The following is an 18,224-nucleotide window of genomic DNA, read 5'->3' as shown; positions in this document are numbered from 1 at the left end:
CTAAACCTTCAAATCCTCCATTAACCCAAAAATTTCAATGGAAGATTCAATTTCGGGTAAATTTAAAGGATCAGTCTTTCCCTTCATCAGTTGCTTTTCATAGACCGTCGAAAAAGGCACAAAATTCAAGTTTTGGCTTAAAAATGATTCAATTTCAATCCGAATTTTCTCTTCACCAGTCAACAAGTCTTCAATATTGATCAAAATTGAATCTTTGGGATGCTCTTTGTGAAAATCGATGATTTTTTTATTGTAATGTGTATAAACCGCTGAAAATTTGTGGTGCCATTTCCTTGGATTATGATCGATATCAACCCACCACTTTAATCGTGTGATTGGATTTCTGGTATAATACCATTTGTTTCGTTTAAGCCTTCGATAAAGGGAGTCTATGACTAAGGTTGGCTCCCTGTATACACTAATTACCTTCAGATGAGGTATCAGCTTTTTCCATTGCTCCAAATAGAGAGCGGTACGCGGTTCTTTCCACCCCCAAAATTCGAACGAACTTCTTTTATCAATTATTGAAGATGCAATGGAACGATTTTCATCGTTGAAAAACCAATCTTTTTCTTTCTCAATTAGTAGGCCTGTCTCATGATACCCTTTGTCTCGTAAATCTTTTTTATGTAGCTCCAAAAATTCCACATCTTCAAAATGACCCTTTTTATTTGAAGAGGCAGCATCCAATAAATCAAACCCCAAAAATGCATTGGAGTTATGAAACCAATTGGCCATTAGACTGGTTCCGGAGCGATGCATTCCTGCTATAGTAAAAGTTTTATGCATTTTTTCTTTTCAAAATAAGAATATCTTGAAAATACAGCCCAGGATAATTTTTCCAGGTTCCGGGATAATTTCCATCAATTTCAAGACCCGATTCCTGAAGCAAACTATTCAAACCATCCTCATTTATTGCAATTGCATCTTCTGGTGAAAGAGCCCATTTGGTAGTCTTCCAATTACAAGAATCATATGCATCAGCATTGAAAGTCCAATCAAATGATAAGGCATTATGCTGTGGGATCGCTGACTTGTTCTTTAAAAATGTATCATAGTATTTATCAAGTATAAAGAAGCTGATAATTGCCCTCCCTTCTCCTTTCAGAACCCTTGATGCTTCGTTCAGATAATATCTCGCATCATTTTCGTTGAAATGTGTCCAGACAGAAAGAGCAGTTATTACATCATAGCTCTGATTACTTAGATTCCACGGAATTGGCTGCTTTTGTTGATTATTTGCGTATGTCGCATTATACGTATCCAAATGGATGAAATCATATTCCCCATTTTTGAAATTAGACCGACAAAACTCAACATCTTTTTCATTTACATTTATTCCAGTATAGCTCCCCCCACTCATCACCCGATTGTATGCTGCAATTCCCAAAAGTCCTGTTCCGCACCCGACATCAAGAATCTGACATTTAGGACTTGAGTTTTGGTCGATTAATGTGTGGAATATGCCAATGACATAAGCCCATTCCGCGTAACTAACCTTACCTCCTCTTCTCATTTGAAAAGCTGGAATGAGTTTTAGGCTGGAAGTACGCCTTAAATGCCCCTTATCTATCCTAATAAAAAGCCTATCAATCTTTTCAAAAATGGATTCTTTAAATTTGATTATTCGATTCATTTATGAAATTTTAATGGACTTTCCCTGCCTCCCCATTTCCGAGAGTATTTTGGAATGTACAAAAGAAGGTATGGCAAAATCAAAAAATATCCCTTTAACTCATAAATCCTAGATTTTTTTTTCGTCAGTATCAAAATAGGTAGAAAAATCAACAAAGTGAGAACGTTTAAAAGGGTTGCAATAAGGTAGAGAAAATAATCACCAGTCCCCAGTTTATACCTGTAAAGTGCATATGAGAGCATATTTTGAAACCTTGCCTTTGATGTTGGTGAACTTTGACCTCCCAAGTGGATGATAGATGCGTTACTGAAATAGCATATTCGAAATTTTTTTGAGACTCTGTTTCTGCAAAGTTCAGATTCTTCGGCATACATAAAAAAATCCGGATCAAAAGGTTTTATGTGCTTAAAAACACTTGAATCAAACATCATAAAACAGCCAGAGACACCAGAAACTATTTGTGTTTTCTCAAAATCGAAAGCATTTCTGCTAATCGATAGATGGGATAATACTAAGTTTGACGTAAGGAAATAGGTTAAAGGATCATGGTCTCTAAAAATTGATGGTTGGTGTGTCCGATCCTCATTTAATACCTTACACCCAATCAATCCAATATTATTGGATTTGGCATGTTCACTTTTCATAAATTCCAGACAGTTGCTTAGGCAATCATCCAATATGATAGTATCTGAATTCAGAAGCAGAATGTACTTACCCTTGGATATCTTGATGCCAATGTTGTTTGCCCTTCCAAAACCAAGGTTTTCGTCCGACGTAATTAAATTAATCTCCGGATAGGCTGCCTTTATATCCTCCGGGTCTTCCTTTTGCGAAGAATTATCAATAACAATAATTTCATAATTTAAGGAATGATTATTTTCTTTAATGGAGGCTATACAGTCACGCGTTAATTCATTCGTGTTGTAGTTGATTATGACAATCGATAAATCCAATTCAATTTGCATATAAAGCCAATAATTCTCATAAAATAATCAGTTTGAACAGTATTATAAGGATGCAAGTTTATCGAAAATCTCCTCTCCCTTCTTTTTTAATCGGCTAAACCCCCGATAGGTAAGCCCCACATCTCTGCAGCGTTTTCTCAATGAAATGCGTTCCTCATCAAAAAAGGATTCTACTTTAGAATAGTTTTTTTCTAATTCTTCCATACTATAACTATTGAGTACAATCCCAACGTCGCTTTTTAATGCTACATCATCATCATTTGAAATCTCTCTACCAACCACATACGGTAAGCCACAGCATAGATACTCCCCTACTTTTATTGGGGATCTGAATTTCTGCGATGGGAATGAAGGAACTGCTACAATACCCATATCTGCGGCAGATAAATAAGCTGGTACTTCTCTGTGCGGTACGTGACCAATAAAGAAAGACTCTGGTAAAAGCCCAGAATTTTTAAGTTGGTTTTCAACAGCTTCAGAATCTTCTGGAGTTAAAACAATGAAAAACGTTTTTTTATCTAAACATTTCCACTGATAAAAAAAATCTGACACTTCATCAAGTGAAAAATAGATACCCCCAAATTTACCTAAATAGATTACCACTCTTTTGGAACCAATTTTTAACAAATCCCTTATTCTATCTCTACTTTCAGCAGAAAATTGAAAGTGGAAATCATTGACACAGCTGGGTAAAAGATAAAGATCACCCTTTACACCTTCCTGTTCGAGCCTTTTAATCATGTGGGTTGTTCCAGTAGCGAGTAGCTCAGAGTTTCTGCCCGATAGTCGTTCGAAATAGTTAAGAATTTGGAATGAAATAGATCTTCTACTCCAAATGCCAAAATCAGCTAAAAACTCACTATGTCGCTCATATTGATAGATATAGTTTTTTAGACGAAATAATCTGGAAACTATGTAAGCAAAACTCCCTGCGACTGTCCCTAGTGAAATGATTGATGATGGCTTCTTTCTGACATAAAGTTTAGCTATCAAAAATATGGATGAAATGAAATCAAATAATTTTTTTATTAGCTTGAATCGCCCTGAATGCCATTTAAGAGGATACCAGGTAATGTTGAATTCTTTTAATTCCTCTTTAATCTGATTCTTCTCCTCCCTTGAAATCTCAAATTCCTTTTGCTCGTAGGTAATCAATAAAAAATTGAATCTTCTGTTTTTTACTTCCTCTTTCAGGTATAACCACAATGTTGCTTGAAACAATGGATCTTTGAAACTATTGTACACATATACAATTGAAGTCTTCATTCCTGACTCAGAATTTTGGCAATTCTTTCAGATGACTTTCCATCACCATAAGGATTAGGAGAAGAAGCCATTTGCTTCCATTTTGTGATGTCATTATAAATAACCTTGAAAGCACTTGTTATACCTATGTGACTCGTTCCACTTAAAATCGCACATCCCTCATCAATCCCTTCGGGACGTTCAGTTGTCTCCCTCATAACAATCACCGGTATATTTAGTGAGGGAGCTTCTTCTTGTATTCCACCCGAGTCTGTTAATATAATATGTGCATTCATCATTAAAAATACCATTTGATCGTAGGGAACAGGATCAATTAGATATACATTTTTAACACTTCGCAAAATATTACCTACCGGCTTTTTTACCTGCGGATTCATATGAACTGGGTAAACAAAAATGAGATCTGGATTCTCATTTGCTAGTTGAAGAATCGCATTACAAATATCCTCAAACGCCTTTCCAAAACTTTCTCTTCTATGACCAGTAATAAGGATCATTTTTTTTGAATCCTCAATGAATTGAAATGTATTGTGATATGATTCTTTATTCTTCTCAACCTTGGCTTTAGCTAGGAGAACACTATCAATGACTGTATTCCCCACGTTATAGATATTCGTGAGCTTTTCATCATTCAAGGTCTTTTCAGCACGACTTGTTGGAGCAAAATGGATGTCTGCATTCAGACCAATTATCCTTCTATTCACTTCCTCCGGATAAGGTGAAAACCTATTATACGTTCGTAATCCTGCTTCGACATGACCTACCTTTATTTTCTTATAAAACCCAACAAGTGATCCAATCATTGCTGTTGTAGTATCACCTTGCACAAGGATATGAGATGGCTTCAAGTCCTCTACTACTTTACTCAACCCTGAAAGGAGTACTGAAGATAGGTCCACTAAATCCTGATTTTCCGTCATAAGATCCAAATCAATATCCGGTTTGACCTCAAAAAAATTGAATATTTGATTAAGCATCTCCCGGTGCTGACCTGTGGAGATCAAATGAACTTCTACATTAGCTTCTTTTAAAGCGAAATAAACAGGAATTAACTTGATAGCTTCAGGTCTGGTTCCAAAAATAACTGCAACTTTCTTCATACATTATTTAATAGTTCAGCTAGCCTGTTCGCATTATAAGAAGCACTAAATTCTTCTGGAACATTTTCTATTTGAAAATATGAATAGGATTTTGAGACCAATTTATCTGCAAGAAAGCCCAAATGATTCGCAATTTCATCCACATCCTCCAAATCTATAGAATGAAAGCCCAATTGGCTCATTATATGCGCTGTGGAACTATTTTTTGTTGTCAATGATACAATTCGTCTTTGAGCGATTAGATACTCTAAAATCTTGGAAGGAAAATACATTGACAGCTCCTCAGAATGAATATGACTATCAATAATCAAAAGTATGTCCGCTGTTCGCTGAAGTTTAATCGACTCTTCGAGTGACAATGATCCTACATATTTAAAGTTTGAAAGATTGAATTTCTTGATTACGGCCTGCATCTTCCGATCACAGGGCCCAGCAAAAATGACTTCTAATAAATTGCTCATCCCACTCACCTTATTGAATTGTTGTAATCCCTCTAAAAACGTATTAGGGGACCGTGTTCCAGCAAGCCCTCCTGTGTAAACAATCCTTAATTTATCACGAATTTGATATCGATTTCTTTTAATCTCACTAGGATCAAAAACATTAGGGAAAAGCTGAAATTTATTAGCCAATTTAGGATACTTTTTAGAGTAAAATTCAATCGATTTTTGGCTTGTAAGACATATGGCATTCGCTTGGTTAAAACATAAGTTTTCCCATATTTTATGATATGATTTTCCCTTTGGGGAATATTGGTGTAAGGGTGAGTCTTCCCAAGGGTCACTTAAATGTAACACCCATGGAACCTTGAAGTACTTAACTAATTTATAAGCTGCAACAGAAGAACTTAGCGGATAACTTCTTGAGTAAATGATATCAGGTGGATTATTAATCATACTCACAGCTTTCTTCCACTGCCTATGAAAATGTGCCTTGGTATCCGGAAGTATTAACGGGGATTCCCATAGATTTCTCTGAATGAAAGACAGGTATTTATTTTCTAAAATCTTCAGCTCGTACTTATGGTCCCATCCGCAATTATATTTGTTCAATGTAGGATCTTCAGGCATGAACAATGTTGGAGACTTTGATGTCAAAACATCAAGATAAAACTTATCTGTTTTAGATAGATAATGAAAGTACCTGGCAGTTTGGATGCATTCAGGATCTTTTTTAGGAGGAAAAGCAATACTTACAAATAAGACCCTTTTCATTGCGATTTTTCTGTCAGAATGTTATTGATTCTGGCTATTTGCTTATCATAAGAATTACTTCTAGCAAAATCAATTCTTTCTTGTTGCTTTGAAGCTGCATTGAAAAGTTCCAGGTTGTTAATTATATCATCAAACTTCTTCAAATATTCACTTTCTGAAAAAGCCATTTCAATATAAGGACTATCCAAATAATCCGTTGTTTTCGATGCAATAACCGTCTTACCTGAACCGAGGTATTCCATTATTTTATGTGAATTAGAAACCTGATCTTGATAAATATCAGCCAAATAAGCTAGAAGTAGAACATCGGCCTTACGATAGTATGCATTTAAAGAATCTGCTGGTTTCTTTCCTGTTAAGAATAAATTTTTCTTCCTTATTTGACGCAGTGGGTTATTTTCTGAAAATCCTCCAATAAAAATAAAATCTACATTTGTGAATGTTTCGATCAAATTCGCAATAAGTTGATGATCGAGATATGCTATATCTAAGTTACCTGCATAAACGGCTTTTATATGATTATCACCAGGTAAAGAGACATCTAAAGTTACTTTTGATTCTCTATAACCATGATTTATTAAATGAGTATTCGCATTGTACTGACATAACCTTTTAAAAATAGGCTTTGCTACACAAAAACAGTAGTCTGCGGTTTTAACAAGTGTAGTCCATTCAAAATTTTGATTCAAATCAACTAAATGACAGATTTTCAGAACCTGGTGTGGGATATCACTCAACTCATAAAATCTTGAACTGTCAAAGTTCCAAATAATATCTATTTTACGCCCTATGTTATCCTGGATTCTCAAAAAATCCTTAACGATTATTTTAGCCCTGAGTTTTCGTGGTAAAAAACGCATACCTGACAAATGCTTTTTATATCTCAGTAAGGTTAGACCACTGGAAATGTGCTCTTTATAAATTTCATATTTTGGTTCTAAGAAATAAACTTGATTGCCCATAAAAGCAAGTTCCTCGGCATAATGATGCTTTGAAACATGATGATCATCCCATGACTCTGGTGAAATAAGAAGTATTGTCTTGCCATTCATATTGTAGCTACTTCATGACTTGCTCAATAAATTTTGGATAGTTGACTTCAGCACTAAAGTGATTAGCAAAATGATCTCTTATTTTCCCTCGGTCAAAAATTATCTCTCTATTCAATACTCTATTTATGATAGATGCAACATAATTGGCCGAAACATTCAGTGGAGCTAAAATACCTGTTGATTCATTAACAATTTCTGGAACCCCATTGATGGCCGTGCCTAAGATTGGAATGCCATATGATTGAGCTTCCATCATTGATACGGGTAGCCCCTCATTTTCACTCAACGAAACAAATAACTCAACATGATTATTTGAATAGAAGTCATGAATTTTTTGATTCGAAACTTCACCAGCTAACCTGACCTCAATAAAATCCGGAAGTTCTTTTAATAATTTTTTTATTGTATCTAGCTCCGGACCTCCACCAAAATGAATCCATTTAGCAGAGTGGTTAACATTTTTGAGTGCTTTAACAATCAAATCCACCCTCTTTAATGCAATCAAATTAGAACAGGAAACTATTAAGTTCCCTTTTGAAGCAAGTGGAATCTTGAGCGGCGACTCAACGCCTAGGTAATGAGTCTCAATTTTTTCACAAAGCGAAGGGTTCAACTGGGATTTAAGATACCGAGAGCCATGTAGAGATATGGTTACTAGCTGATCCAGCTGAGCTATTTTAAATTCCTTAAAGGGTACAATTCCTTCAATGTGTCGATTGTCATAAAGATCAAATCCATGGGCCCTAGCTATAATTTTGCCCTTAATCACCCCTTGTTCCTTAATGCTAATCAGAGATAAACTGGAATTGAGAAGCCAGTAATCATAAAAAAAGGCATCGCTAATTTTATGCTGATCCAAGCATTCTTTTATTCCCTCTGCTTTAGAAATATCTATCACAAAATAATGAGCAACACTTTTAATGTGTCTTAGGTATTGAATTCTATTTTTTGAACAAAAAATAGAATAGCATATTATTCTTAAAAAGAATGAAAAATTTTTGAAAAGTATTTTGAAAGAAAACTCTTTCATCTTTCCAGGTATATCTAACACATGAACATTAGATGGAATTTGTCGTGAATAGCCTTCAGAAACAGACGGAAAAACATATACCTTCTTAAAAAATCTTGATAGATACTTAATCTCATTCTCCAAAAAACTTTCCGCCTTGCCAAACGGATAACTAAGCGTAAAAAGCACTAACGTGTCTCTATTTGAAGGTCTCAAAATAGACAGATTAATTTCCTCCGCAAGTATCTGAATTTCCTCTTAATCCTTCTAAGTAAAGAATCATTCGTAGGCATAATCGAATTATACATCTCAAGGCCCTCTTTTTTCTTAAGAACTACTACCTGATAATCAGGATTATTAACATATAAAGAGTATGACTTCAGGTATGCAATATATAATTGCGATTTGACAATATTGGTAGCAAGTAAGTGAGTATAAATGGGTTGATCTATGATTTGCAAGCCTTCCTTTTTATGATCAATATTCCATTGCAAATAATTTGGATCTGGTATGTGTATAAGAACAAACCCTTCTTTTTTTAACATCTTTGAAAGATTTAAGAAAAGACTCTCATGAAGTTTAAGTGGTATATGTTCGATTACATCCGGAAGAACAATAACGTCAAACAATGCGTCCTTTATATCTTTTGTGAAGTCGAAAACTTCAAGGTTAACATTGTCATACACTTCTAGTCTTTTTTTCGCTATCGAAATGCTTTTCTCACTAACATCCACTGCTGTTATTTTACCATTCTTTCCAACGTAACTTAGCATCAATTCTGTGAGTGTTCCTATACCACACCCTATTTCCAGAATATTATTGTCTTTTTGAAGGCCAAATTCTTCAAGATGCCTTTGAATGCTCAGGTGTCTATGATTAATGCCCATAGCTTCCTGAGAAATGGTGAACTCATCGTAAAACGTTTTAACCTGTTGATTCGAAATTGTCATCTTGTTATCAAAAAAGTAATTGAGCAAAGAGATATAAAACTAATAAATGGCCAAATCAGCTGATTACTTTTTAAAGCATCAATTGACTTGAGAATATTAAGTATCAATACAAATGACAGCAGTGAAAAACCAACTGAATACACCATTATTGTTTGATAAAAATCAAGATTTAATAAGTTTGAAGTCACAAAAAGGACAGACAAAGTAAGTAGCCTTATTACTTGAAGACGAAATAGTCTTTCTTTCTTCTCTAATGCAATCAAAACACCTGCCAGAGAAATAAAGAGTATTTGAAATAGCAATGTTGGGCTTAATACCTCAATTATTTGAGGTGTATTTTGCCATTTGTCTCCAAGAAATACAGAAATTAAAGGTTCGCTAAGTAGGATAATCAACGGACAGCAAATAGCAGCACCATAGATGATTGTTGAAACATACTTAACTAAAGGTATTGCGATACTTTTATCATCATTATTCAATTCTACCATACGCTGCATTAGAATTGGTTGTGATGAGTTGGCTATAAGATTTACAGGGATTAGTATTAAACTTGAGCTCATGCTAAATTCTCCCAAAATGGAAATATCGAATTGATAGGTGATATAAAAAATCACTAGATTATTACTAATGACTGCTATCCATGATGTAGGTAGCAAAATGACTGGATACTTCCAATGTTTGGAGAGGGTTTCTCGCTGTAATTTGAACGAAAAGCAAGGAATAAGGTAAGCACTTCTATTTCTGATAAAAAATACAAATTGGAAAATAAGATTTACAATTTTTCCAATTAAATCTCCAATAATGAGACCAAAGGAGTTTCCCGCTGTTTTTATTCCGATGAGTAAATTGGATGCTTTTATTGTCGTAGCTTCTGATAAAGCGACAGTAGTTGACACCTTAAAAGCTTTCTCTCGAACATTCCAACTACCTAACATAGATGTTATTGCATGCAGAAGTGTACCTATGATTATTACATACCAGACTGAGTTTAATTTTTTTGCATTAAACAGATCGAAAATCTCAACTCTCCACAACAAAAACATCAACAATATTAGTACTGTTAAATAAAGCACAAAGCTCATCGTTACTTTTAAAATTGTCTTGAATTCTTGTTCGTCAGTAGCGAGAATAAATGCCATAGGCAGCCTTAGCGAGATCACCAAGCTAAAATTCGCAACAAGAGCAAAGTAAATGGCATATAATCCGTAAGCTTCAGGTGAGTAAATTCGGGCAAGGATTGGTGTTATAAAAATGCCTAGAATGACAGCAAGTGATTTCCCCCCAAAAACAATTGAAAAATTCTGAACAAATGACCCACGAGTCTTTAGCAGTTTAGCGATCCCGACTAGATAATCATTGAAAGACTTCACGCTCCAAATTTCCTTTTAAGATTGAGAAACGGCTTTTCTAATAAATAAAAACTGAAATAGCTCAAAATGACAGCAAGCAAAAGTGATATTACGGGCTCTATAACCAAAACTGAAACCAAGCTTGTTTTCATTAAATATTGGATAAGTTTCGCCACAATATAAATTGCTATAAAATGGAGCATGTATAACCCATAAGTGACTTGCCCTAATCTACTTATAAGCTTCAATTTCCCTATTTTAAATATCGATCGTGAATAAGTCTGCTCCAGAATTACAAATGCAAAAAATAATGAAAATAATAGTCGCTCATTTAAATACAAAAGAGGTATTTCAGACCATAAATCTCGAATAAAAAATAATCCCAGCCCGACGAGGTAAATAATCAAAATTTGCCACGACCTCATACTTTGAAAAAGAGTTCTAAAGCGTATTGAAAAGAAAGAATAATAAGCGAATAAGCTACCTATGGCTAAATCTGACATGCATGATAGCGTATGTTTATATCCATACCCAATCAAAAAAATTCTAAAAAGTACTGAAACAATTATGATGAATGAAAATAGGAAAGGTAATCTTTTGAAGCTCATAAATCCGATTATAACCGGCCAAACCAAATAGAATTGCTCTTCCACAGCAATTGACCAAAGAATACCTAGAACCGCGGTAGATGGGGTTTCATTTGAAAAATTATTTACAAATAAAAGGTAGTGTCCAAGGTTGGCAGACTCTTCATAATTTACTTGCCCCATTATTTCACGCTGAATGAATGGAATTAAGACAAACCCTATTACAATGACTGTGTAGTATAATGGCCAGATTCTTAAAACCCTTCGTGCGTAAAAATGCTTCAAGTTAATCTTGCCATTTTCATTCTTTTCCTGAATCAACAAATAAGTGATCAAAAAGCCACTAAGAACAAAGAAGAAGTTGACACCAAAAATACCTATATGACCAAGCTCTCTTATGCTTAGATATATCTCATTAGAAGTAACACGAGTATCCTCTGAATAAAAGCTATGCGCCAGAAACACCGCAAAAAAAGCAAAGAACCTAAGACCATCAAGATTGGTGAAGTATACTTTTTTCATTTGAATTTGTGGCTGACGTATTGACCAAAAGGAATGTTAAAAGCAATGGAATCATCGGGATTTTATAGCGCATTAATGTTCCGAAATTATAAGAACTTATTCCGATAGCAAACGAGAATAAAATCGTGAAAGCTAAACAGAAAATCAAAAATGGGTCTTTCATGATTTTTGTAATTCCCATTGGTCTTGTAAAAAGCCTGATGACAAGGATTAAAATAACAATACTCTCTAAAGAAGCTAATAACATCAGGGGGTTTCTTACTTCCCATGGGAAGGGTCTGAATAGTGAAACAACAACTGCTTTAGGAGCTAATTGAACCATGTTACTCCAAGTTCCATCCAGCTCACCTAAATCATATCCTCCATCACCTTCCAGCCGAGCTCCCCAACCATACCTAATGTCATAGGCCGTTATCTTGGCTCTTTCAGCCAAATTAGTTAATTCGTACTGTCTATTACCTTCTGTAATTTGTTGTAAAATCAGATATGCCCCCACTCCACAAACAATTATCAAAAAAGGAATGATGAGAATCCTAAGAACAAGACTTTTTACTACTCTTAAATATTTCAGAAACAACCATATAATGATAGTTGGTATAAGACAAAGTACAACATACAACTTGATCACAGATACAGCCATAAAAGCAATTATGAATATTACTAACCCGAAATAGTTGCGTGATCTGAATTCAATCCATTCTATTAATGCCCATAGCATCCATCCAAGTGCCCCAATAGTAATAGTGTCTTTTAAAATCCCAGAGCCCCAAAAAATTAAAGAAGGAAAAAACAATATCCCCAAAACCAGTTTATTTGAACGAGGATATTTTTTCTGCAATGAGGTAAAAAGCGCCCATAACCCTGAAAAACTAAAAACAGAAAAAAATAAGGCAGTTGCTGAATACGTATGCAATGTAAATAAGTCAAATACTGTAGTGATTTTTACAATTGCATAAGATGAAGGACTCTTATAATACCAGATATTGTTTGTATATGAAAAAGTTTCTGGATTCCATTTACTCCCTCCTTCCAATAACATCTTAATTCCTACCACAGGTTGTTCATTAAGTGCTTGCCATATCCATTTACTACCGTGTTCCCAATAGTTTAATGTATCCCCTCCACCGTAATAAAACTGATAAATAACGCCTAATGCAATGGCCCCAATGAACCTCACCCACAATGCTGGTAAAAAATATTTTCTAGTTCTGCTTGTAGTAACATATGGACGTATTACGATAGCCAGAATAGTAAATAATCCTAAGTAAATTGGGGTTATGATAAAGTCTTTTATTCCCAAAAAATTAAAGTTTTAATTCTTGAATTGCCTTAGAGCTATTTCCATCAATCTCTTCATACAACCTACCTCCAGGTCTCAACCCTGATATCTCAATGCTGCACCCAGGAGCAAGATCACGAGCCAATTCAATCACTTTGAATGCCTTCATTTTCAGGGTTTCAATAAATTCGGTCTGAGACTTTAATGCCTTTAAAATGAAATTGGCTGCTTTACTTTGACTAATACAAAATCTGGTAGCTTCAGGGTGTGTTAATTTTAGTATTCCTGATTTTCCTTGTTTCTTAAAGGGTTCAAATACAGACCCTCTTGCTCCTATAGTATTTCCAAGCTTTACAACTCCAAGGTTTCTAGATGGATTCTTATTTTCCTTTTTGAAAATTTCCTCAGCCTCCATTTTTATTTTTCCATTGATTTACCCAATGTACCTGTACCCCCAATTATCGCAATGTTATCCATTACTTGCTGATGGCTTTAATTAGTAAGTCACTACTAAAAAACCGTTTTAATGTTTTCATTCGCAATTTAGAGATAGCTGTAGCAATTTTTATAGAAACACCGGGTACTATTCTGCTAAGCGGAAAAAAAGTATGATTTAGGCCAATTATTTCCCTGGTATTAAATTGATCCTCAATTAGATTGATACATTCTTTTTTTGAATAATATGATGATGTGAAATCCTGAGAAAGTACTCGGTTTTTACCGGCAAATAATCTTACAAATGGCCTTACAAGCCTCCTAATTAATATATCGAGCGAGTTTTTGTTAGTAAACGATACAATGAATAACCCCTCTTCATTTAATAAACTGCTTATTTTTGATAGATATTGTTGCATTTGATCCTTTCTTAAATAAGTGGTGACTCCAAGCATATAGATCAGATCATACTTCTCCTCAAATTTTAACTTCAAAAAGTCACCAGCGAGTTGCTGTTCTTCAGGAATATGGCTCTTTTTAAGCATCTCTGAAGAAATATCTGTAGCAGTGTATTTTGTGAAATCATTCCACTTTTTCGTCTGAAGGTAGTCATATAGAGGTCCGGTCCCTGCTCCAACATCTAGAATGGATTTACCTGTGAACTCAACTCCATCAGTCGCTTTAGCTAATCTCTCATAAAAAAAGTACTCATAGAAAATATTCTTCTTTTCATATTTCTTTTTATATTCTGATGCATGTCCATCGAAAAAATCACGAACCGATTCCAATTGTTCGCTTTCTTTGCCATCCTTAATTAATTCTGTACTCATCTCGAAAAAGTAAAGTTAATGCCCTATTCATTAGTAACCGGAGGAGCCGGATTTATTGGAGCACATGTCGCAAGAAGTCTATTATCAAGCGGCAAGCAAGTTATAGTTCTTGACGATTTGAGCGGTGGATTTAAAGAGAACGTTCCTGAAAAGGCCATATTTATTGAGGGGACAATTCTAGACCATGAATTGCTTCAGAAATTATTTAATGAATATGAAATAGAATATGTCTATCATCTAGCTGCATATGCTGCCGAGGGATTGAGTCATTTTATCAAACGATTCAACTACTCTAATAATTTGACGGGCAGTGTAAACCTAATCAATGAGTCAGTCAAGCATAAAGTTAAATGCTTTGTCTTTACATCTTCCATTGCCACATACGGCGCATTACCTCCTCCCATGAGGGAGGACATGACTCCAGAGCCTGAGGATCCATATGGAATTGCAAAACTTGCGGTAGAAATGGACCTCAAGGTGTCGCATGAAATGTTTGGGCTTGACTATGTTATTTTCAGACCACACAATGTCTATGGTGAATATCAAAATCTAGGTGATAGATATAGAAACGTAGTAGGAATTTTCATGAATCAGCTAATGCAGGGAAACCCGCTTACAGTTTTTGGTGATGGCAGCCAGACGAGAGCATTTACGTATGTTGGAGATATCGCTCCAATTATTGCTAATTGCGTTGATCACAAGGAATGCTACGGAGAGGTTTTCAATATAGGGGCCGATAAAGAATACACAGTAAAAGAGCTGGCGAATGCAGTCATAGATGCGATGGGAATGAAAAGTGAGCTTCGTTTTCTTGATGCCAGAAATGAAGTAGTACATGCTCATTCAGACCATTCTAAAATCAAGAAAATATTTGGTGAGTACAGTAAAACCAGCCTTGAAGAGGGTTTGAAAGGTATGGTAGGCTGGGCTAAAGCTACCGGAGCAAAAAAGAGCTCTAAATTCGAAAACATTGAAATCACTGAAAAATTACCGCCTGTTTGGCTGGAAGACTGATGCCCAGAATACTTTTTCTTACACTTCATAGAAAAGAACGATCACCGGGCCAGCGCTTCAGGCATGAACAATACCTCGCTTTTCTGGAACAGAATGGTTTTGATGTCACCTACTCACCCATGCTCAACCAAAAGCAGGACAAGGTGTTTTATGGCGCTGGCAATGTATTTGGAAAAGTATTTGTTGGTCTCTCAGCCCTTCTGACACGAATCAAAGACCTTCTTAGAGCGCACAAATTCGATTACATCTTCATCTACCGAGATGCTTTTTTCTTTGGGACGTTCTTTGAATGGTTACTGAAAAAATCTAACGCAAAACTCATTTTTGATTTTGATGACTCAATTTGGTTGCAGGATGAAAATCCTAATCAGACATTTTTTCAGAAGTTGAAAAACCCTTCAAAAACAGGAAAAATCATATCCTATTGTGACCTCACAATAGCCGGCAATCAGTATTTAGCAGACTATGCCAAGCAACATACCTCTAACGTCACCATTATTCCTACTACGATTGATCTCAAGGAATATCAGCGTATGGAGGTAAGTAAGGATTCAAATAAGGTATGTATTGGATGGAGTGGGAGCTTTTCTACAATCAAACATTTTGAAAGTGCATTAGAAGCTCTTAAAGTCATAAATGAAAAGTACAAAGACAAAATATATTTTAAAGTAATCGGGGACGGAAACTATACCAATAAGGAACTTAACATTAATGGTCTTCCATGGAAAGCAAAAACAGAGGTTTCTGACTTATGTGAAATAGATATTGGTATAATGCCATTGCCTGATGATGAGTGGAGTAAGGGAAAATGCGGACTAAAAGGCCTCCAATATATGGCGCTGGAAATACCAGCCATAATGTCGCCAGTTGGCGTCAATTCGGATATCATCGTTGATGGAGAAAATGGTTTTTTGGCAGGCTCAACAGAAGAATGGATAGAAAAATTATCCCTGCTTATTGAAGATGAACAACTGCGAAAAAAAATGGGAAAAGCCGGAAGAAAAACGGTAGAAGAAAACTACAGTGTAGATGCCAACAAGGAAAAATGGCTGAAAGCCTTTCAATTTTAAAGCTCCTTTAACCTTCTTCTTGCACCTTCATGAGCAGAGTGACTTCTCTTAGCTGCCTTCTTTACTTGTTTGTAATAGTCTTTCGCTAAATCTTCATCACCCTCTTTTTCTGCTATTTCGCCCAAATGCAAGAGCGAATAAAAGTAATAGCCTCGATCCGTAGCATCTACTTCTTCAGCGTATTTTAATCCTCTGTGATAATATTTCTTTGCCTCAGCATAATTTCTCCTGATTTCATTTATATGACCGAGGAAGAAACAGGCATACCTGCCACTATTGGGCTCATAACCAGCCCAACCATCATCCAGCCGGGTTAACATCTCTTTGGAAAGTGTTTCTGACTTTGAATACTGACCAGTCTGATACAACAAACGCGCATAATATCTGTGGAAGTAGGCATTATTCGGAAATTGCTCATACAGATAGCTACTAACCTGAAGTGCCCCTGCGAAATCATTTTCTTCCATCGCCAGGATACGCATGAGATAATACTGAGCTTCGGTACGAGAGTAAAATGCATTTCGAGCTACCTCTTTGAGTTGTTTTACTCCTTCTTCCTTATCCCCTTTGGGAAAGAATACCATCAATGGCCGGAGTAATGGGTATTCTTCCCGTATCCATTCGGCATAGTAGTTAAAGAGCGCATCTCCAAACAGCAGCTCCGGACTGTAATCTTCATGACCTCTACATTCGCTTAGGTATTTTAAAGATCTGCTCCCGGCAAAAGCTGCCTTCCGATAATCTCTGCGTTCGGAGTATAATCTACCCTCAAAGGCATATGCAGCCGCTAAAAAAAATGACCCTTCAATCTCATTGAAGTTATCTCTCACGTTTTCCGCCAATATCTTGGTGGTATCCATATACGCCAGAAACTCTTCATCCCATTCCTTATTTTGATAATTGGGAACGATTCTCCACCAATAGTTAAGCCCTTTTAATAAATATGGCAGTGGATGCCATGGATACTTTTTCTGTAGGTAATTGAAGTGACTATGTGCCTTTTTAAACTCAAAGTTGTACATGGAATTGATCGCCTCAGTACTTTCAATTTCAATGAAAGGATTTATTAGCAAGCTATACTTTGTGCTATCACCGCCCGATAGCCCGTTTTGCCGCTGAGCATACACTCCCACCGTAAGTAGGATTAAGCATGAAGCAATGATATTTTTGACGTGCAATTTCATTTTACGCAAATCTATATGACCGACCGGTTTAAAAAATACAGAAAGCAATTCCTTGAAGATTGGTTCAACTTCAACGTAGCAGGTATGTTTTTCATTATCTGCATGACATACATCGCATTACTTTTTGTTAAGCGTATTTTCATCATAGATTCTATTGCGGCTTTTGAAGTGCTAAACGAAAGAGGAGATATATGGGTATTTGACATTTTATATGGCATTCAGTATTTAAGTGTACCTATTTTCCTCGCCTGGAAGTGGACATGGACCACACTCACACTTTGGATTGGCTGCTTCATGTTTGGATATCGTCTTCATTTCAATCAATTATGGAAAATGGTGATGTTTGCCGAAATCATTTTCTTTTTGCCGGAGGTAGTAAAGGTGCTTTGGTTTACACTGATGTATACCGACCCGGACTACAATGACTACATGGCTTTCTATCCATTTTCACTCATTAACCTTGTTGATTACACACAAATCGCACCAAAGTGGCATTACCCACTCAAGTCAATAAATATTTTTGAAGCTTTATACTGGCCAGCGCTTGTATTTGGTATCTATTTCCTTAGCGGGAAAAGCTTAAAAATTTCAACGTACATTATCCTTAGCACCTATGTGCTATTCTTTTTTGTCTGGCTGGCATTCTACCTGGCCGTTTATTGATCAAATATGCAGGACCAGCGGCCCACCCGCCAGCGCCGGTGTGGCCGCAAGGAAGGTGCGTAAGGGCGTCCCCGTTACTTTCTTTGCTTAAAAGATGTT

Annotated in this window: 18 protein-coding genes; 3 read left to right on the top strand and 15 right to left on the bottom strand. The window is 35.8% G+C overall.

The genetic code is table 11. The features are described from left to right. From CHB71_RS09930 to CHB71_RS09865, 14 genes are all read right to left on the bottom strand, one after another. On the bottom strand, positions 1-789 hold the full coding sequence (locus tag CHB71_RS09930; protein ID WP_089356755.1) for a sulfotransferase: 789 nt from the start codon (positions 787-789) through the stop codon (positions 1-3). After that, on the bottom strand, positions 782-1,636 hold the full coding sequence (locus CHB71_RS09925; protein WP_089356754.1) for a class I SAM-dependent methyltransferase: 855 nt from the start codon (positions 1,634-1,636) through the stop codon (positions 782-784). The genes CHB71_RS09930 and CHB71_RS09925 overlap by 8 nt, the downstream gene beginning before the upstream one ends. Continuing rightward, positions 1,633-2,601 carry a glycosyltransferase family 2 protein gene (locus tag CHB71_RS09920; RefSeq protein ID WP_089356753.1) on the bottom strand — a complete coding sequence of 323 codons (969 nt, stop codon included), beginning with the start codon at positions 2,599-2,601 and terminating at the stop codon, positions 1,633-1,635. The genes CHB71_RS09925 and CHB71_RS09920 overlap by 4 nt, the downstream gene beginning before the upstream one ends. Positions 2,602-2,643: 42 nt before the next feature. Then, a complete protein-coding gene (locus CHB71_RS09915) occupies positions 2,644-3,867 on the bottom strand; it encodes a glycosyltransferase (protein WP_089356752.1) in 1,224 nt (407 codons plus the stop codon). Further along, the gene (gene wecB / locus CHB71_RS09910; RefSeq protein ID WP_089356751.1) at positions 3,864-4,967 is read right to left on the bottom strand and encodes a non-hydrolyzing UDP-N-acetylglucosamine 2-epimerase; all 1,104 of its coding nucleotides are present in this window, start codon (positions 4,965-4,967) and stop codon (positions 3,864-3,866) included. The genes CHB71_RS09915 and wecB overlap by 4 nt, the downstream gene beginning before the upstream one ends. Next, positions 4,964-5,863, bottom strand: a complete 900-nt coding sequence (locus tag CHB71_RS09905) for a glycosyltransferase family protein (protein WP_144017385.1) — start codon at positions 5,861-5,863, stop codon at positions 4,964-4,966. The genes wecB and CHB71_RS09905 overlap by 4 nt, the downstream gene beginning before the upstream one ends. Positions 5,864-6,177: 314 nt before the next feature. Continuing rightward, complete coding sequence (locus CHB71_RS09900; RefSeq protein ID WP_089356749.1) at positions 6,178-7,233, bottom strand: glycosyltransferase family protein; 1,056 nt, start codon at positions 7,231-7,233, stop codon at positions 6,178-6,180. Between the two features lie 7 nt (positions 7,234-7,240). Then, the gene (locus CHB71_RS09895; RefSeq protein WP_144017384.1) at positions 7,241-8,458 is read right to left on the bottom strand and encodes a glycosyltransferase; all 1,218 of its coding nucleotides are present in this window, start codon (positions 8,456-8,458) and stop codon (positions 7,241-7,243) included. Next, a complete protein-coding gene (locus CHB71_RS09890; RefSeq protein ID WP_089356747.1) occupies positions 8,455-9,192 on the bottom strand; it encodes a class I SAM-dependent methyltransferase in 738 nt (245 codons plus the stop codon). Before CHB71_RS09890 ends, CHB71_RS09895 begins: the two co-directional genes overlap by 4 nt. Then, positions 9,189-10,562 carry an oligosaccharide flippase family protein gene (locus CHB71_RS09885; protein WP_179213370.1) on the bottom strand — a complete coding sequence of 458 codons (1,374 nt, stop codon included), beginning with the start codon at positions 10,560-10,562 and terminating at the stop codon, positions 9,189-9,191. Before CHB71_RS09885 ends, CHB71_RS09890 begins: the two co-directional genes overlap by 4 nt. Beyond that, positions 10,559-11,650, bottom strand: a complete 1,092-nt coding sequence (locus CHB71_RS09880) for an acyltransferase family protein (protein WP_089356745.1) — start codon at positions 11,648-11,650, stop codon at positions 10,559-10,561. Before CHB71_RS09880 ends, CHB71_RS09885 begins: the two co-directional genes overlap by 4 nt. Further along, positions 11,622-12,950, bottom strand: coding sequence for a hypothetical protein (locus tag CHB71_RS09875; protein WP_144017383.1), 1,329 nt, complete (start codon positions 12,948-12,950; stop codon positions 11,622-11,624). Before CHB71_RS09875 ends, CHB71_RS09880 begins: the two co-directional genes overlap by 29 nt. 4 nt (positions 12,951-12,954) lie before the next feature. Then, the gene (locus CHB71_RS09870) at positions 12,955-13,344 is read right to left on the bottom strand and encodes a polysaccharide biosynthesis protein (protein WP_089356743.1); all 390 of its coding nucleotides are present in this window, start codon (positions 13,342-13,344) and stop codon (positions 12,955-12,957) included. 61 nt (positions 13,345-13,405) lie between these two features. Then, positions 13,406-14,194 (bottom strand): class I SAM-dependent methyltransferase, encoded by a 789-nt coding sequence (locus CHB71_RS09865; protein ID WP_089356742.1) that lies wholly within the window; start codon positions 14,192-14,194, stop codon positions 13,406-13,408. 18 nt (positions 14,195-14,212) lie between these two features. Here CHB71_RS09865 and CHB71_RS09860 point away from each other — a divergent pair, with 18 nt between their 5' ends. Continuing rightward, positions 14,213-15,208 carry an NAD-dependent epimerase/dehydratase family protein gene (locus CHB71_RS09860; RefSeq protein ID WP_089356741.1) on the top strand — a complete coding sequence of 332 codons (996 nt, stop codon included), beginning with the start codon at positions 14,213-14,215 and terminating at the stop codon, positions 15,206-15,208. After that, positions 15,208-16,278: a glycosyltransferase family 4 protein gene (locus tag CHB71_RS09855; protein ID WP_089356740.1), complete on the top strand. Its 1,071-nt coding sequence runs from the start codon at positions 15,208-15,210 to the stop codon at positions 16,276-16,278. Before CHB71_RS09860 ends, CHB71_RS09855 begins: the two co-directional genes overlap by 1 nt. Here CHB71_RS09855 and CHB71_RS09850 read toward each other — a convergent pair. After that, a complete protein-coding gene (locus CHB71_RS09850; RefSeq protein ID WP_089356739.1) occupies positions 16,275-17,462 on the bottom strand; it encodes a tetratricopeptide repeat protein in 1,188 nt (395 codons plus the stop codon). The genes CHB71_RS09855 and CHB71_RS09850 overlap by 4 nt on opposite strands. A gap of 15 nt (positions 17,463-17,477) precedes the next feature. Between CHB71_RS09850 and CHB71_RS09845 the strand changes: the two genes are divergently transcribed. Further along, positions 17,478-18,125, top strand: coding sequence for a hypothetical protein (locus CHB71_RS09845; protein ID WP_089356738.1), 648 nt, complete (start codon positions 17,478-17,480; stop codon positions 18,123-18,125). Positions 18,126-18,224: the final 99 nt, after the last annotated feature.

Origin of the sequence: Ekhidna lutea (assembly GCF_900188325.1) — a bacterium.
GTDB lineage: Bacteria > Bacteroidota > Bacteroidia > Cytophagales > Cyclobacteriaceae > Ekhidna > Ekhidna lutea.
Note: the sequence above shows the minus strand (reverse complement) of the source record. Positions and strands in the feature narration are given on the sequence as shown.

Bases quoted from the DNA above. Each gene is read 5' to 3' on its own strand.
- wecB (WP_089356751.1), bottom strand. From the start codon at position 4,967: ATGAAGAAAGTTGCAGTTATTTTTGGAACCAGACCTGAAGCTATCAAG.
- CHB71_RS09915 (WP_089356752.1), bottom strand. From the start codon at position 3,867: ATGAAGACTTCAATTGTATATGTGTACAATAGTTTCAAAGATCCATTG.
- CHB71_RS09890 (WP_089356747.1), bottom strand. From the start codon at position 9,192: ATGACAATTTCGAATCAACAGGTTAAAACGTTTTACGATGAGTTCACC.
- CHB71_RS09850 (WP_089356739.1), bottom strand. From the start codon at position 17,462: ATGAAATTGCACGTCAAAAATATCATTGCTTCATGCTTAATCCTACTT.
- CHB71_RS09870 (WP_089356743.1), bottom strand. From the start codon at position 13,344: ATGGAGGCTGAGGAAATTTTCAAAAAGGAAAATAAGAATCCATCTAGA.
- CHB71_RS09855 (WP_089356740.1), top strand. From the start codon at position 15,208: ATGCCCAGAATACTTTTTCTTACACTTCATAGAAAAGAACGATCACCG.
- CHB71_RS09860 (WP_089356741.1), top strand. From the start codon at position 14,213: ATGCCCTATTCATTAGTAACCGGAGGAGCCGGATTTATTGGAGCACAT.
- CHB71_RS09930 (WP_089356755.1), bottom strand. From the start codon at position 789: ATGCATAAAACTTTTACTATAGCAGGAATGCATCGCTCCGGAACCAGT.
- CHB71_RS09925 (WP_089356754.1), bottom strand. From the start codon at position 1,636: ATGAATCGAATAATCAAATTTAAAGAATCCATTTTTGAAAAGATTGAT.
- CHB71_RS09905 (WP_144017385.1), bottom strand. From the start codon at position 5,863: ATGATTAATAATCCACCTGATATCATTTACTCAAGAAGTTATCCGCTA.
- CHB71_RS09920 (WP_089356753.1), bottom strand. From the start codon at position 2,601: ATGCAAATTGAATTGGATTTATCGATTGTCATAATCAACTACAACACG.
- CHB71_RS09845 (WP_089356738.1), top strand. From the start codon at position 17,478: ATGACCGACCGGTTTAAAAAATACAGAAAGCAATTCCTTGAAGATTGG.
- CHB71_RS09900 (WP_089356749.1), bottom strand. From the start codon at position 7,233: ATGAATGGCAAGACAATACTTCTTATTTCACCAGAGTCATGGGATGAT.
- CHB71_RS09865 (WP_089356742.1), bottom strand. From the start codon at position 14,194: ATGAGTACAGAATTAATTAAGGATGGCAAAGAAAGCGAACAATTGGAA.
- CHB71_RS09880 (WP_089356745.1), bottom strand. From the start codon at position 11,650: ATGAAAAAAGTATACTTCACCAATCTTGATGGTCTTAGGTTCTTTGCT.